Source organism: Pseudoxanthomonas sp. (assembly GCF_027498035.1).
Taxonomy (GTDB): Bacteria; Pseudomonadota; Gammaproteobacteria; order Xanthomonadales; family Xanthomonadaceae; genus Pseudoxanthomonas_A.
Genome location: NZ_CP114978.1, coordinates 506052 through 520979 on the forward strand (window position 1 = coordinate 506052; position 14928 = coordinate 520979).

At 66.7% G+C, this 14928-nt stretch carries 10 protein-coding genes and 1 pseudogene; all 11 read left to right on the top strand.

Annotated features, from left to right (window positions below; genetic code table 11):
• The first annotated feature begins 40 nt into the window (after positions 1-40).
• The 11 genes and pseudogenes from dnaJ (at position 41) to recJ (ending at position 14927) form a co-directional block, all read left to right on the top strand.
• Positions 41-1180: a molecular chaperone DnaJ gene (gene dnaJ / locus O8I58_RS02390; protein WP_298320364.1), complete on the top strand. Its 1140-nt coding sequence runs from the start codon at positions 41-43 to the stop codon at positions 1178-1180.
• Between the two features lie 182 nt (positions 1181-1362).
• Positions 1363-3222, top strand: a complete 1860-nt coding sequence (locus O8I58_RS02395) for a DUF3857 domain-containing transglutaminase family protein (RefSeq protein ID WP_298320366.1) — start codon at positions 1363-1365, stop codon at positions 3220-3222.
• Positions 3223-3310: 88 nt separating this feature from the next.
• A pseudogene (locus O8I58_RS02400) lies at positions 3311-4417 on the top strand (prephenate dehydrogenase); the annotation flags it as partial.
• Positions 4418-4588: 171 nt separating this feature from the next.
• Positions 4589-4906, top strand: a complete 318-nt coding sequence (locus O8I58_RS02405; RefSeq protein ID WP_298322670.1) for a GNAT family N-acetyltransferase — start codon at positions 4589-4591, stop codon at positions 4904-4906.
• 281 nt (positions 4907-5187) lie between these two features.
• On the top strand, positions 5188-6393 hold the full coding sequence (locus O8I58_RS02410; protein ID WP_298320368.1) for an aminotransferase-like domain-containing protein: 1206 nt from the start codon (positions 5188-5190) through the stop codon (positions 6391-6393).
• Positions 6394-6403: 10 nt separating this feature from the next.
• Positions 6404-7117 (top strand): 4-hydroxy-tetrahydrodipicolinate reductase, encoded by a 714-nt coding sequence (gene dapB, locus O8I58_RS02415; RefSeq protein ID WP_298320370.1) that lies wholly within the window; start codon positions 6404-6406, stop codon positions 7115-7117.
• A 184-nt stretch (positions 7118-7301) separates the two neighbouring features.
• A complete protein-coding gene (gene carA / locus O8I58_RS02420; protein WP_298320372.1) occupies positions 7302-8429 on the top strand; it encodes a glutamine-hydrolyzing carbamoyl-phosphate synthase small subunit in 1128 nt (375 codons plus the stop codon).
• Between the two features lie 127 nt (positions 8430-8556).
• A complete protein-coding gene (gene carB, locus O8I58_RS02425) occupies positions 8557-11799 on the top strand; it encodes a carbamoyl-phosphate synthase large subunit (RefSeq protein WP_298320374.1) in 3243 nt (1080 codons plus the stop codon).
• Positions 11796-12272 carry a transcription elongation factor GreA gene (greA, locus tag O8I58_RS02430; protein ID WP_298320376.1) on the top strand — a complete coding sequence of 159 codons (477 nt, stop codon included), beginning with the start codon at positions 11796-11798 and terminating at the stop codon, positions 12270-12272. Before carB ends, greA begins: the two co-directional genes overlap by 4 nt.
• Before the next feature lie 13 nt (positions 12273-12285).
• Complete coding sequence (locus tag O8I58_RS02435) at positions 12286-13203, top strand: phosphoglycerate mutase (protein WP_298320378.1); 918 nt, start codon at positions 12286-12288, stop codon at positions 13201-13203.
• On the top strand, positions 13200-14927 hold the full coding sequence (gene recJ / locus O8I58_RS02440) for a single-stranded-DNA-specific exonuclease RecJ (protein ID WP_298320380.1): 1728 nt from the start codon (positions 13200-13202) through the stop codon (positions 14925-14927). The genes O8I58_RS02435 and recJ overlap by 4 nt, the downstream gene beginning before the upstream one ends.
• The last annotated feature ends 1 nt before the right edge of the window (position 14928 follow it).

A 14928-nucleotide genomic window follows, 5' to 3' on the forward strand; every position in this document is an offset into this window, starting at 1 on the left:
AGGCAGGCTTTACCCATTCAACGCAGGCTTCCATCCGGCAATGAGCAAACGCGACTATTACGAGGTCCTGGGCGTCGCCCGCACCGCCACCGACGACGAGCTGAAAAAGGCTTACCGTCGTTGCGCGATGAAGTTCCACCCTGACCGCAACCCCGGCGATGCAACGGCCGAGGCATCGTTCAAGGAGTGCAAGGAGGCCTACGAGGTCCTGTCCGATGGCGGCAAGCGCCGCATCTACGACCAGCATGGCCACGCCGCGTTCGAACACGGCATGGGCGGTGGTGGCGGTGGTGGTGCCGGGTTCGGCGGCGCCGACATGGGCGACATCTTTGGCGACATCTTCGGCAACATCTTTGGCGGTGGCGCCGGTGGTGGTCGTGCCGCGCGTCGCGGGGCCGACATCGGCTACGTGATGGAGCTGGACCTGGAAGACGCGGTCGCGGGTACCGAGAAGCGCATCGAGATTCCCACGATGTCCGCCTGCGAGCCCTGCCACGGCAGCGGCTCGGAAGACGGCAAGACCGAAACCTGCACCACCTGCGCCGGCCGCGGCCAGGTCCGCATGCAGCGCGGGATCTTCACCATGCAGCAGGCCTGCCCGCATTGTGAGGGTCGCGGCCAGGTGATCCGCAATCCCTGCAAGACCTGCCACGGTGCCGGTCGGATCGAGGAAGAGCGCGTGCTGTCGGTGAAGATCCCGGCCGGCGTGGACAGCGGTGACCGTATCCGCCTGTCGGGCGAGGGCGAAGCCGGCCCGGCCGGCACGCCGGCGGGCGATCTGTACGTGGAGGTGCGCGTGCGTGAGCACGACATCTTCCAGCGCGATGGCGACGACCTGCACTGCGACGTGCCGATCCGCATTTCGCAGGCCGCGCTGGGCGACACCGTGCGCGTACCCACGCTGGGTGGCGAGGCCGAGATCCGCGTCCCGGCCGAAACCCAGACCGGCAAGCTGTTCCGCCTGCGCGGCAAGGGTGTCAAGTCGGTGCGCAGCCGCTCCACCGGCGACTTGTTCTGCAAGGTCGTGGTGGAAACCCCGGTCAACCTGACCGCCGAACAGCGCGAGCTGCTGCAGAAGTTCGAGACCACCTTCGTGGGTGAAGACGCGCGCAAGCACTCACCCAAGTCGGCCACGTTCCTGGACGGGGTCAAGGGTTTCTGGGACCGGATGACGTCCTGACCTGCCTGGCCTCTGGCGGATGACGATGAAGCGACCTGGTGACAGGTCGCTTTTTTCGTTGTGGCCGGCGTGATCAGGCGTTGCATCGGTTCCGCTGGAAGTTCGTCGGCCGCCTTGGCATGCTGCCTCACCGCCCGGACCGGGCGGCCATGGATGCCAAGGGGCAGGGAATGTTCAAAGGAATGCATCGATGCCTGACGGTGATGGCGCTGGCCTGGCTCGCGCCGGCACATGCTAAGGAACAGCCGCTGCAGGTCGAGCACGAACGCGTCAATTACCTCGTGCAGGCCGACGGCACCTTCGTGATCGAGCGCGAGGTTGCGGTCAAGGTGCTGCTGGAGAGTGGACTGGAGGCGGCGCGCGATGCATCGGTGGACTACAGCACCAGCATCCAGACCGCCAAGGTGACTGCCGCCTACACCTTGAAGGCTGACGGTCGGCGCATCGATGCGCCGCCGGGAAATTTCCAGGTCAACGCCAGCGCCGGCCGCGATGGCGATTCGCCGTTCTATTCCGACCAGACGGTGCTCTCGGTGGTATTTCCCAGCCTGGCCGTCGGAGATACCACGGTCTTCGCCTATCGGGTGGAGGCACTCAAGCCGATGTTTCCGGGGCAGTTCTCGATCATCAACAGCTACAACCCGGCCACCTACTACGGCCAGGTCGAGGTGAATTTCGACCTGCCTGCGTCCATGTCAGTGCAGCATCAGGCCTGGCAGATGCTGCAGGATGACGAGCAGACCCACGGCGACCGTCGTCAGCTCCGTTGGCGCTGGAAGAACACCGCGCCGGTCGACCCGGAAGCACTGCGCGACAGCACCTTCGATGTCGAGCGCTATCCAGGTTATGCGGTATCGACGTTCGCCAACTACGCCCAGATCGCGCAGGCCTATGGCGCGGAGGCTTCGCCCAAAGCGATTCCCGACGCCAAGGTGCGAGCGTTGGCACGACAGACCGTCGGCAAGGAGAAGGATCCGCGCCAGCGCGCTCGGCTGCTGTATGAGTGGGTCTCGCGCAACATTTCCTATGCCGGTAACTGCATCGGGCTGGGGGCGGTAGTGCCACGTGACCTGGACGTGATGCTGGAGAACCACATGGGCGACTGCAAGGATCATGCGACCCTGCTGCAGGCCCTGCTGAAAGCCGAGGGCATCGACAGCACCCAGGCGCTGGTCAACGCCGGTAGCGCCTACCGCCTGCCGTCCGTGCCGGTGGCTTCGGTCGTCAACCACGTCATCAATTACATTCCGGCGTTCGATCTCTACCTGGATTCCACCGCCGGCAACGTGCCCTTCGGGACATTGCCATCGGCGGTGGCCGGCAAGCCTGTGTTGCTGGTGGAGGGGCATGATGACAGTCGGCGCACGCCTGTCACGGCAGCCAGCGGGAACTGGCAACGCACCCGGACCGTGGCCGATATCGCGCTGGATGGCTCGGTGCACACGCGCATGCGGGTTGAGCTGGGAGGCGCCATGGCGTCCGGATTACGGGAACAGTTCCGCCAGCTGCAGCCCGAGGACGTGGACAAGCTGGTCAGCACCTTCTTCCGTGGCATGGGCCTGAGTGCGACGGGGAAGGTCCGCTATGAGGATCCGCAGGCGTTGTCGGACAGCTTCTGGGTCGAAGCCGATTTCGATGTGCAGTCGCTGCTGACGGTACCGGGTGGCATGACGCTGTCGCCGTGGTTCATGGCGACGACACCCATCTCGCAAATAGTGCGCAGCCAGGCCGGCATGGCCGAAGTGCCGGAGGGCGAAAGCAGCTGCGGTGGCCTGCGGGCCGAGGAGGATTACATCTTCCGCCTTGCGGCAGGACTGCATGCCGCCGCCCTGCCGCCGGCGCTGCTGGTGGAGGAGGGCAACCTGACCTACCGCGCCGAGGTCCTGCAGCAGGGACGCGAGGTGACGTTGCGACGTGTTTTCGACGACCGCACGCCTGGCCCGACCTGTTCGGCGGACTACAACCAGGCGCTTGCCGCGGTGCTGCGTCGTATCGTCCCGAATGTGAAGGCGCAGGTGGTGCTGCTCCCGGACGTGCAGTGACCAACTGACGGGATCGCAGCCGCTGCCGGCCCGGGTCGGCTGCAGCCAAGGCATAGAATGACGCCCGGTTTCCCCGGGCGTCTTTCTTTTGCACACATCGTCTCCTGTCATCGGCATCGTCGGTAGCGCTGGCGCGTATGGGCGCTGGCTCGCGAGGTTCTTGCAACAGCACCTTGGCCTGCGGGTGATCGGCCACGATCCGGCCGATCCGGACTCGCACCCGCCTGAAGCCTTGATCGACCAGGCGCAGGTGCTGATCTTCAGTGCGCCGATCCGCATGACTGCCGGCCTGATCCGCGATTACGCACGCCTGGCCGCTGGTCGCGAGCGCGGCCAGCTGTGGATGGACTTGACCTCGATCAAGACCGGGCCGGTCGCGGCGATGCTGGAATCGCAGGCCGAAGTCGTGGGCCTGCACCCGATGTCCGCGCCGCCCAAGACACCGACCCTCAAGGGCCGGCCGATGGTGGTCTGCGAGGCGCGACTCGATGCCTGGCGCCCATGGCTGCAGACCTTGCTGGATGCGCTGGAAGCCCAGTGCGTGCGGACCACGCCGCAGCACCATGACCAGGTGATGGCGCTGGTGCAGGCGTTGGTCCACGCCGGGCACCTGGCCCAGGCCGGCGTGTTGCGCCGCTATGCGGGGCAGGTGGGTTCGCTGGCGGAGTTGTTCCCGTACCGCTCGGCCTCGTTCGAAATGGACGGCGCGATGATCTCGCGCATCCTCTCGCTCAATCCGGCGATCTACGAGGACATCCAGTTCGGCAACCCGCATGTCCCGGGCGTGCTGGACGCGCTCGTGGAAGAGTTGTCCGGCCTGCGTGACCAGGTGGGCGCAGGCGATGAGGCGGCGCGCGCTGCGTTCCGCCAGCACATGCTGGCCGACAACAAGGCGGCGGTCGGTGCCGAGGCATTGGCCGACGGCAATTACCGCTTCGAACGCATCGGCTACCTGCTCGCCGACCTGGCTGAACCGTGCAGCCTGTCGGTGCACCTGCCGCTGGACCAGCCCGGCTCGCTGCGCGCGATGCTGCATGTGTTCGAACGACACGGGGTGAGCATTGCCTCGCTGCATTCGCTGCGCAACCCGGCCGGCGAAGTGCATTTCCGCCTCGGCTTCGATAGCGGTACCGATCTGGTTGCACTGGCTGCGGCCGCCGACGAGGTGGACGCCAGCGGTATCGGCAGGGTGCTGGATCGCAACGTGTTTGCCGCCAAGGTCGAAACGCCATCGGCAAGGATCGGGATTGCCGACCTGCAGCGCCGGCCGGCGACCGAGGCCGACATCGAAGGCTTGCTCGCCTTGCGCGAAGCCACGATGCGCGAGCACATGCTCAACTCGGGCGTTGATGCGTCGGCCGAAAGCATGCGCAGACGCCTGCTCAAGGGCTACGAACATGCCAGGGTGCTGCTGCACCAGGGCCGCATTGCCGGCCTGCTGAAGCTGGATCGCAGCGGCGCGGACTACGTGGTCATGCAGATCCAGGTGGCGCCCGAACTGCAGGGGCATGGGCTGGGCAAGACGCTGCTGCTGGAGTACATCGAAGAGGCGCGCAGTGTCGGCAAGGACGTGACCCTGCACGTACTCAAGGCCAATCCGGCGCGCGGGCTGTACGAGCGGCTGGGCTTCGTGGTGGAGGGTGAGGACGCTGAAGAGTTCCACATGCGGCTGTCGATGCATTGAGTCGCGTGGCCAACTTCATCCACAGAAGCTGTGGATGAAGTTCCGCACAAACCTGTGGACAACTTTTGCAGGCCGCGCGGGGCAAGGATCTCCACCGGTTTGATCAAATTTTCGCCAACAAGGGCGATTGGCCGGCTTGTCGTCGAAGTGCCAGCACGCCGGTGGCGCGACGTGGTTGAAAACGCCCGAGGCCGATGCTGGGAGGGTCGCTGCTTTTCCGCACAACTCGGGCTGCGGATTCGTGCAGGCGCTTCCTGCAGGCTGCGCGGTATCCTTGGCCGATGAATACCCAGATCACCCTGTCCCAGCGCGCCCTGGCCCTGACCAGTTCGGCGATCCGCGAAATCCTCAAAGTGACCGAGCGCCCGGAGGTGATTTCCTTCGCCGGCGGCCTGCCGTCCGGCTCGACGTTCCCGGTCGAGCGCATGCGTGAGGCCACGCTCAAGGTCCTGGCCGATGCGCCGCAGGCCGCGCTGCAGTACGGACCGACCGAAGGCTATCTGCCGCTACGCGAGTGGGTGGCCGCGCGGCTGGCCCGCAATGGCGCGCCGGTGAGTGCGGCCAATGTACTGATCGTCACCGGCTCGCAGCAGGGCCTGGACCTGCTGGGCAAGACCCTGATCGACGAGGGCAGCAAGGTGCTGGTGGAAACGCCGAGCTACCTGGGTGCGTTGCAGTCGTTCTCGCTGTTCCGCCCGCAGTTCACGAGCATGCCGTCGGACGACGAGGGTATCGACACCGATGCGCTGACCCCGGAGCTGCTGGACGGCGCGCGCTTCATGTACTGCCTGCCGAATTTCCAGAATCCCACCGGCAAGCGCATGCCGCTGGAGCGTCGCAAGGCACTGGTGGCCAAGGCGCTGGCTGCCGGCGTGCCGGTGGTCGAAGACGATCCGTACGGCGAACTGAGCTATGGCGGCGAACTGCTGCCCAGCCTGCTGTCGCTCAATCCCGAAGGCGGCATCTACATGGGCTCGTTCTCCAAGATCCTGGCGCCGGGCCTGCGCCTGGGTTATGTGGTCGCGCCCGAGCCGCTGTATTCCAAGCTGGTCCAGGCCAAGCAGGCCACCGACCTGCACACGCCGTCGTTCACCCAGCGCATCGTCTACGAAACCATCCAGGACGATTTCCTGGAAGCGCACATCCCAACTATCCGTGATCTCTACGGCAGCCAGTGCCAGCTGATGCTGGCTGCGCTTGAACAATATTTCCCGGTCGAAGCGCAGTGGACCAGGCCTGATGGCGGCATGTTCATCTGGGTCACCCTGCCCAAGGGCGTCGACACCACCCGGCTGCTGGCCAAGGCGATCGCGCAGAACGTGGCCTTCGTGCCGGGCGCGCCGTTCTACGCCAACGACCCGCAGGTCAACACGCTGCGGCTGTCGTTCGTGACCGTGCCGGCGGCCAGGATCGAAGCGGGCATGAAGATCCTGGGTGAGCTGGTGAAAGCCGAGATCGCCGCGCTGCCTGCCGCCGTCGCGGCCTGAGGAAGAACCAATGACAACTCCCTTGCGCGTGCTGATCCACGGCGCCTCCGGCCGCATGGGCCAGGCACTGCTGCGATTGGCGGCAGAGAATGACCAGCTTGACGTCGTGGCGGCGGTCACCCGTCGCAACCCGGCGGCCCGGGCGGTTGATGGGGTGGCGTATTTCGCCGCCAGCGAACTGGCCGGCGTGCCCGAATTCGATGTCGCCATCGACTTCAGCCTGCCCGAGGGCTTCGATCCGGTGCTGGCCCTGTGCGTCGTGCGCAAGGCGGCGCTGGTGTCGGGGACCACGGGCTTGTCCGAAACCCAGCTGTCTGCCTTGCAGGCCGCATCGGCCGGCATTCCCATTGTCTGGGCCTCGAACTTCAGCCTGGGCGTGGCGGTGCTGGCCGAACTGGTTGAACGGGCCGCCGCGGCGCTGCCTGGCTGGGACTGCGACATCGTCGAATCCCATCACGTCCATAAACAGGACGCGCCCTCCGGCACGGCCCTGACCCTGGGGCAGGGCGCCGAACTGGCTGGCGCCACGCCACGCTATGCCAGCCTGCGTGCCGGCGACATCGTCGGCGAGCACCTGGTCCAGTTCACCGGACTGGGTGAGCGCGTGGAGCTGACCCATCGCGCCACCAACCGCGACATCTTCGTGCGCGGTGCCTTACACGCGGCGCAGCGCCTGGTGGCGCGAAGCCCCGGCCTGTATCGGGTTCGCGACCTGCTGGACTGAATCGCGTCTGCGATCTGTTCACGTAACTGCAAAAACGGCTGGCGCCGGACCGGGCCGGTCCGTACAATTCGAACTCGCCTGTTAAACACATCGCCTCGGACCGGAGAAACACCGTGTTCGCGGTTTCTTGCAGCCGCAAGTTGACGTGGACGCAGGGTTTCCTCCATTCCCAAGGCGACCTGCAGTGACCCAACCCGCAATCCTGGTTCTCGAAGACGGCACCGTGTTCGAGGGCGAATCGGTCGGCGCAAACGGACTGTCCGTCGGCGAGGTGGTGTTCAACACCGCCATGACCGGCTATCAGGAGATCGTCACCGACCCGTCGTATGCACGGCAGCTGGTGACGCTGACCTATCCCCATATCGGCAACACCGGTTTCACCGATCAGGACGACGAGGCCGCCAAGGTCTGGTCCGCAGGCCTGATCGTGCGCGACGTGCCGCGCCGTCCCAGCAACTGGCGCAGCCAGGTGTCGCTGCAGGACTGGCTGAATGCGCGCGGCGTGGTGGCCATCTCCGGCATCGACACCCGCAAGCTCACGCGCATCCTGCGCGAGAAGGGCGCGCAGAACGGCGCGGTCATGGCTGGCGAGATCAACGTGGAGCAGGCGCTGGAAGCGGCGCGCAAGTTCCCGGGCCTGAAGGGCATGGACCTGGCCAAAGTCGTTTCGACCGAGAAGAGCTACGGCTGGACCGACGGCCAGCTGGACCTGGACACCGGCACGCCGGTGCAGGCGCAGGCCAGGTTCAAGGTCGTGGCCTACGACTTCGGCGTGAAGCTCAACATCCTGCGCATGCTGGCCGAGCGCGGCTGCGAAGTGACCGTGGTGCCGGCGCAGACCCCGGCGGCCGAGGTGCTGGCGCTGAAGCCGGACGGCGTGTTCCTGTCCAACGGTCCCGGTGACCCGGAACCCTGCGACTACGCCATCGACGCCATCAAGGTGTTTGTCGACAAGAAGATCCCGACCTTCGGCATCTGCCTGGGCCACCAGTTGCTGGCGCTGGCCGCCGGCGCGAAGACCCTGAAGATGGGTCACGGCCACCATGGTGCCAACCACCCGGTGATCGACCTGGATTCTGGCCGGGTGATGATCACCTCGCAGAACCACGGCTTCGCGGTGGACGAGGCCAGCGTGCCGGCCAACGTGCGGGTGACCCACCGCTCGCTGTTCGACGGCACCAACCAGGGCATCGAGCTGACCGACGCACCGGCGTTTTCCTTCCAGGGCCACCCGGAAGCCTCGCCCGGTCCGAAGGACGTCTCGCCGCTGTTCGACCGCTTCGTGTCGATGCTGCAGCAGCGCGCGGGATGACGTGCCTCGTGCCGCCTGAGCGCGGCGCGTCCTGAGGTGATGTCCGCGCAGTTTCAGCGGGCATCACCGACCAGATTCACGGGCGCGCGACTTTCGCGCGACCAGACCGACTTGACTGAGGGAAGACATGCCAAAGCGCACCGACATCCAGACCATCCTGATCATCGGCGCCGGCCCGATCGTGATCGGGCAGGCGTGTGAGTTCGACTACTCCGGCGCGCAGGCGTGCAAGGCGCTGCGCGAAGAGGGTTACCGCGTGGTCCTGGTCAACTCCAACCCGGCCACGATCATGACCGACCCGGAGATGGCCGACGCCGTCTACATCGAGCCGATCAACTGGCAGACGGTCGAGAAGATCATCGCCAAGGAAAAGCCGCAGGCGCTGCTGCCGACCATGGGTGGCCAGACCGCGCTGAACTGCGCGCTGGACCTGGCCGACAACGGCGTGCTGGAGAAGTACAACGTCGAGCTGATCGGCGCCAAGCGCGAAGCCATCATGATGGCCGAGGACCGCGAGCTGTTCCGCGTGGCCATGGCCGAGATCGGCCTGGAATGCCCGAAGGCCGAAGTGGCCCGCACGTTCGAGCAGGCGGTCGAGATCCAGGCCAAGGTTGGTTACCCGACGATCATCCGCCCCAGCTTCACCCTGGGCGGCACCGGTGGCGGCATCGCCTACAACCGCGAAGAGTTCGAAGAGATCATCAAGCGCGGCCTGGACCTGTCGCCGGTGCACGAAGTGCTGGTGGAAGAGTCGGTGCTGGGCTGGAAGGAATTCGAGATGGAAGTTGTCCGCGACACGGCGGACAACTGCATCATCGTGTGCTCGATCGAAAACCTGGACCCGATGGGCGTGCACACCGGTGACTCGATCACCGTGGCCCCGGCCCAGACCCTGACCGACAAGGAATACCAGCGCCTGCGCGATGCCTCTATCGCGGTGCTGCGCAAGATCGGCGTGGACACCGGCGGCTCCAACGTGCAGTTCGGCATCAACGCGCATAACGGTCGCGTGGTGGTGATCGAGATGAACCCGCGCGTGTCGCGTTCCTCGGCGCTGGCCTCCAAGGCCACCGGTTTCCCGATCGCCAAGGTCGCGGCCAAGCTGGCCGTCGGCTACACGCTGGACGAATTGAAGAACGAAATCACCGGCGGCCTGACCCCGGCGTCGTTCGAGCCGTCGATCGACTACGTCGTCACCAAGATCCCGCGTTTTGCCTTCGAGAAGTTCCCGCAGGCCGATTCGCGCCTGACCACGCAGATGAAGTCGGTCGGTGAAGTGATGGCCATGGGCCGCACGTTCTCCGAATCGCTGCAGAAGGCGCTGCGTGGCCTGGAGACCGGCAAGGTCGGCCTGGACCCGACCGGCCTGGACCTGGGCAATGAAGACGACATGGCCTCGCTGCGCCGTGAGCTGAAGGCCCCGGGTCCGGAGCGCCTGTTCTACGTCGGCGATGCCTTCCGTGCCGGCATGAGCGTGGAAGAGATCCATGCGCTGTCGTTTATTGATCCGTGGTTTCTGGACCAGATCGAAGACCTGATGAAGGACGAGGCCCGCGTGGCGGCCGAAGGCCTGGGTTCGCTGGACAAGGCGCGCATGCGCAAGCTCAAGCGTGCCGGTTTCTCCGATGCACGCCTGGCCCAGCTGACCGGCACCGACGAAACCGCCGTGCGCGTGTTGCGCAAGGCGCTGGGCGTCAAGCCGGTCTACAAGCGCGTGGATTCCAGCGCGGCCGAGTTCGCTACCGACACCGCGTACATGTACTCGACCTACGAGGACGAGTGCGAAGCCAACCCGACCAATCGCGACAAGATCATGATCCTGGGCGGCGGTCCGAACCGGATCGGCCAGGGCATCGAGTTCGACTACTGCTGCGTACACGCGGCGCTGGCGCTGCGCGAGGATGGTTTCGAGACCATCATGGTCAACTGCAACCCGGAGACCGTGTCGACCGATTACGACACCTCCGACCGCCTGTACTTCGAGCCGCTGACGCTGGAAGACGTGCTGGCCATCGTCGAGCTGGAAAAGCCCAAGGGCGTGATCGTCCAGTACGGCGGCCAGACCCCGCTGAAGCTGGCGCGTGCGCTGGAGGCCAACGGCGTGCCGGTGATTGGCACCAGTCCGGACTCCATCGACCTGGCCGAGGACCGCGAGCGCTTCCAGCAGCTGGTCGACAAGCTCGGCCTGAAGCAGCCGCCGAACCGCATCGCCCGCAACGACCAGGAAGCGCTGCTGCTGGCGCGCGAGATCGGCTATCCGCTGGTGGTGCGCCCGAGCTACGTGCTGGGCGGCCGCGCGATGGAAATCGTCTACGGCGAATCGGACCTGGCGCGCTACGTGCGCGATGCGGTCAAGGTGTCCAACGAGTCGCCGGTGCTGCTGGACCGCTTCCTTGACAATGCGGTCGAGGTCGACCTGGACCTGATCGCCGACCGTACCGGCGCGACCCTGATCGGCGGCCTGATGGAACACATCGAGGAAGCCGGCGTGCATTCGGGCGACTCGTCGTGCTCGCTGCCGCCGTACTCGCTGTCGGCCAAGACCCAGGACGAGCTGCGTCGCCAGGTGATCGAGCTGGCCAAGGCGCTGAATGTGGTCGGCCTGATGAACACCCAGTTCGCCATCCAGACCAATGACGACGGCGAAGACACCATCTACCTGCTGGAAGTGAACCCGCGTGCCTCGCGCACCGTGCCGTTCGTGTCCAAGGCCACCGGCATGGCGCTGGCCAAGATCGCCGCCCGCTGCATGGCCGGCAAGACCCTGGCCGAGCAGGGCGCGACCAAGGAAATCGTGCCGGACTACTACTCGGTGAAGGAAGCGATCTTCCCGTTCGCCAAGTTCCAGGGCGTCGATCCGATCCTCGGGCCGGAGATGCGTTCGACCGGCGAAGTCATGGGTGTGGGCCGCAGCTTCGGCGCGGCCATGGCGCGCGCGCAGGAAGCCGGCGGCATCAAGGCGCCGGCGCCGGGCAAGGCGTTCGTTTCGGTCCGCGACCCGGACAAGCAGCGCGTGCTGCCGGTGGCCCAGGCCCTGGTCGAGCGCGGCTTCACCCTGGTGGCCACCGCCGGCACCGCGGCGTTCCTGCGCGAGCATGGGGTGGCATGCGAACTGGTGGCCAAGGTCACCGATGGCCGCCCGAACATCGTCGACCTGATCAAGAACGGCGAGATCGTGTATATCGTCAACACGACCGAAGGCCGCCGCGCGATCTCCGATTCGTTCTCCATCCGTCGTGAGGCGCTGCAGCAGCGCCTGACGTATTCCACCACCATCGCTGGCGCGCGTGCGCTGGTGAACTCGCTGGAGTTCCGTGGCACCGGCCCGGTCCTGGCGCTGCAGGAACTGCACAAGGAGTTGCAAGCATGAGAGCCCCCATTACCAAGCAGGGCGCAGTGCGCCTGCGCGAAGAGCTGGACCACCTGAAGTCGGTCAAGCGTCCGCAGGTCATCGCCGACATCGCCGAGGCGCGTGCACACGGTGACCTGAAGGAAAACGCCGAGTACCACGCCGCGCGCGAGCAGCAGGGCTTCATCGAAGGCCGGATCAACCAGCTGGAAGCCGAGCTGTCCACCGCCGAAGTGATCGACGTGGCGGCGTTGAACGCCGGTACGCGCGTGGTGTTCGGCGCGACCGTCATCCTGGCCGATGTCGACACCGACGAAGAGAAGAAGTACCAGATCGTGGGTGATCTGGAAGCGGACATCAAGCGCTCGCTGATCGCGATTTCCTCGCCCATCGCTCGTGCCCTGATCGGCAAGAACGAAGGCGACAGCGTCGTCATCCAGGCCCCGGCCGGCGAGCACGAGTACGAGATCATCAGCGTCTCCTACGGCGCCTGAGTCGCGCACCGGGATGGCGTCGGCCACGCTGCTGCTGCCGGCACGCACCCAGCTTGCCGGCACCCTGAGTCCCGAAGCCGGCCGAGCGCTGGCCCGGGCGGATCGTGAAGCGGGTGACGCAGGCGAGCGCGAGCAGCTGCGTCGCCAGTTCCAGCTGAGCCCGGACCACTGGCCGGTCGCGGCGTTGACCCGCCAGCTCGACGCGGGCGATGCGGCGGATGCGCGCTGGCTGCGGGCCGATCCTGCGTTCCTTGCGCCGGACATGATGGGCGCGCGCCTGCTCGCACACGGGCCCGCGCTGGGCCTGACGATGGAAGACGTCGACGCATTGCTGCCGGCGCTGCGCCCACTGTTCGGCGATGCCGGCTTCGTCCTCGATGCACCGGAGCCGGCGCGCTGGTATCTGCGGCTGTCGTCCGACGCGCCGCTGCCGGAGTTCGCCTCGCCCGACGACGTGGTGGGTGATGACTTGTTCGGTCATCTGCCGCAGGGCGATGCCGGCCGGCGCTGGCGCGCCTTGTTCACCGAAGTCCAGGTCACCCTGCACCAGCACCCGTGGAATGCCAGGCGCGTGTCCGAGGGCAAGCCTGCGGTCAATGGCCTGTGGTTCTGGGGTGCGGGCCGCTTGCCCGATGTCGTGAACACGCCGTTCCGCCAGGTGCGCAGCCGCGATGACATCGTGCGGGCGCTGTCCTTGCTGGCGGGTGTCCCGGACCAGGTGGAAGGCGAAGTCGATGCGCTCATCGACCTGCGCCACCTGCGTTCGTTGCAGCTGTTCACCGACGACGCGCTGACCCCGTTGCTGGCCGAACTGCGCCGCGGCGAACTGTCACGCGTGGTCCTGGATTTCCAGGACGGCGTGCGTTTGGTGCTGGAAGCCGGGCAGCGCTGGCGCGTCTGGCGTCGTGCTCTGGCACGCCTGGACGCATGAGCCACCTCACACGCATTACCCGGCGCACCTCGAGCGGTTCCGGTACGTGGCCGGCATCGATGTCGCCGCTGCTGCAGCGTGTGTACGCCGGGCGCGGCGCACTGGATAAAAGCCAGGCACGCCCGCGGCTTGCCCAGCTGCACGCGCCGGAACTGCTGTCCGGCATGGACGCAGCCGTCGCGCTGCTGGCCGATGCCATCGCCAACGACCGCCATATCGTCGTGGTCGGCGACTTCGACTGCGACGGCGCCACTGCCTGCGCGGTGGCGGTGCGCGGACTGGTGATGCTGGGCGCGCGCCATGTCAGCCCGGCCGTGCCCAATCGGGTGACCCATGGCTACGGCCTGTCGCCCTCGCTGGTTTCGGAACTGGCCGAACTCAAGCCCGAACTGCTGGTCACCGTGGACCATGGCATCGCCTGCCATGCCGGCATCGCCCAGGCGCGTGCGCTGGGCTGGCAGGTGCTGGTCACCGACCACCACCTGCCAGGTCCGGCACTGCCGCAGGCGCACGCCATCGTCAATCCGAACCTGGCCGGCGACGACTTCCCGAGCAAGTCGCTGGCTGGCGTCGGCGTGATGTTCTACGTGTTGTTAGCGCTGCGAAGGAATCTGCGCGCTAGTGGCATGTTGCCCGCGCCCGAGCCTGACCTTTCCACGCTGCTGGATCTGGTCGCAGTCGGCACCGTGGCGGACCTGGTGCCGCTGGACGCCAACAACCGGGCGCTGGTCTCGGCGGGTTTGCGCCGGCTGCGCGCGGGGCAGGGCTGTGCAGGACTTCGTGCCTTGATCGAAGTCTGTGGCCGTCGCGCGGAAACCCTGAGTGCCTCGGATATCGGCTTCGCCATCGCGCCACGCCTGAATGCCGCTGGCCGCCTGGAAGACATGGCGCTGGGCATCGCCTGCCTGCTCTGCGACGAGGACGCGCCGGCGCGCGAGATGGCCGGCATCCTGCACGGCATCAACGCCGAGCGTCGCGGCGTGCAGCAGCAGATGACCGATGCGGCCGAGCTGGCGTTATCGAAGGTGGCCGCGCTGGATGGCGATGTGCCGCTGGCGGTGTGCCTGTTCGACGCCGACTGGCATCCGGGCGTGGTCGGGCTGGTCGCCTCGAAGATGAAGGACCGCGTGCATCGCCCGGTGATCGCCTTCGCCCCGGCCGAGCCTGGCAGCACCGCGCTGCGGGGTTCGGCGCGTTCGATTCCCGGCTTCCATATCCGCGATGCGCTGGCGGCGGTGGATGCACGGCATCCGGGCCTGATGCAGAAATTCGGTGGGCACGCGATGGCTGCCGGCCTGAGCATGGAGCTGGCCAACCTGCCGGCGTTCGAGGCAGCGTTCCGCACCCATGCGGCCGGTGCGCTCGACGACGCCATGCTGCAGGCCGAACTGCTCAGCGACGGCGAACTGCTGCCGCATGAGTTCGACCGTTTCCACGCCGAAGCACTGCGCGATGGCGGGCCGTGGGGGCAGGGCTTCGCCGAGCCGCTGTTCGACGGCACGTTCGAAGTGGTGGACTGGCGCGCGGTGGGCGAGCGCCACCTCAAGCTGGTGCTGCGCTGCCCACAACGCGCGCAGCCGCTCAACGCCATCCACTTCAACGGGCTCAAGCCCGAAGCGCCGCCGGCCCGCGTGCACATCGCCTACCGCCTGTCGCCGGACGACTACCGCGGCGGCGATGCGATCCAGCTGATCGTGGAGCACCTGCAGCCTGCGCTGGCCTGAA

Excerpts from the sequence above, each read along its gene's own strand:
- dnaJ (WP_298320364.1), top strand. The coding sequence starts at position 41 with ATGAGCAAACGCGACTATTACGAGGTCCTGGGCGTCGCCCGCACCGCC.
- O8I58_RS02395 (WP_298320366.1), top strand. The coding sequence starts at position 1,363 with ATGCATCGATGCCTGACGGTGATGGCGCTGGCCTGGCTCGCGCCGGCA.
- O8I58_RS02405 (WP_298322670.1), top strand. The coding sequence starts at position 4,589 with ATGCGCAGACGCCTGCTCAAGGGCTACGAACATGCCAGGGTGCTGCTG.
- O8I58_RS02410 (WP_298320368.1), top strand. The coding sequence starts at position 5,188 with ATGAATACCCAGATCACCCTGTCCCAGCGCGCCCTGGCCCTGACCAGT.
- dapB (WP_298320370.1), top strand. The coding sequence starts at position 6,404 with ATGACAACTCCCTTGCGCGTGCTGATCCACGGCGCCTCCGGCCGCATG.
- carB (WP_298320374.1), top strand. The coding sequence starts at position 8,557 with ATGCCAAAGCGCACCGACATCCAGACCATCCTGATCATCGGCGCCGGC.
- greA (WP_298320376.1), top strand. The coding sequence starts at position 11,796 with ATGAGAGCCCCCATTACCAAGCAGGGCGCAGTGCGCCTGCGCGAAGAG.
- O8I58_RS02435 (WP_298320378.1), top strand. The coding sequence starts at position 12,286 with ATGGCGTCGGCCACGCTGCTGCTGCCGGCACGCACCCAGCTTGCCGGC.
- recJ (WP_298320380.1), top strand. The coding sequence starts at position 13,200 with ATGAGCCACCTCACACGCATTACCCGGCGCACCTCGAGCGGTTCCGGT.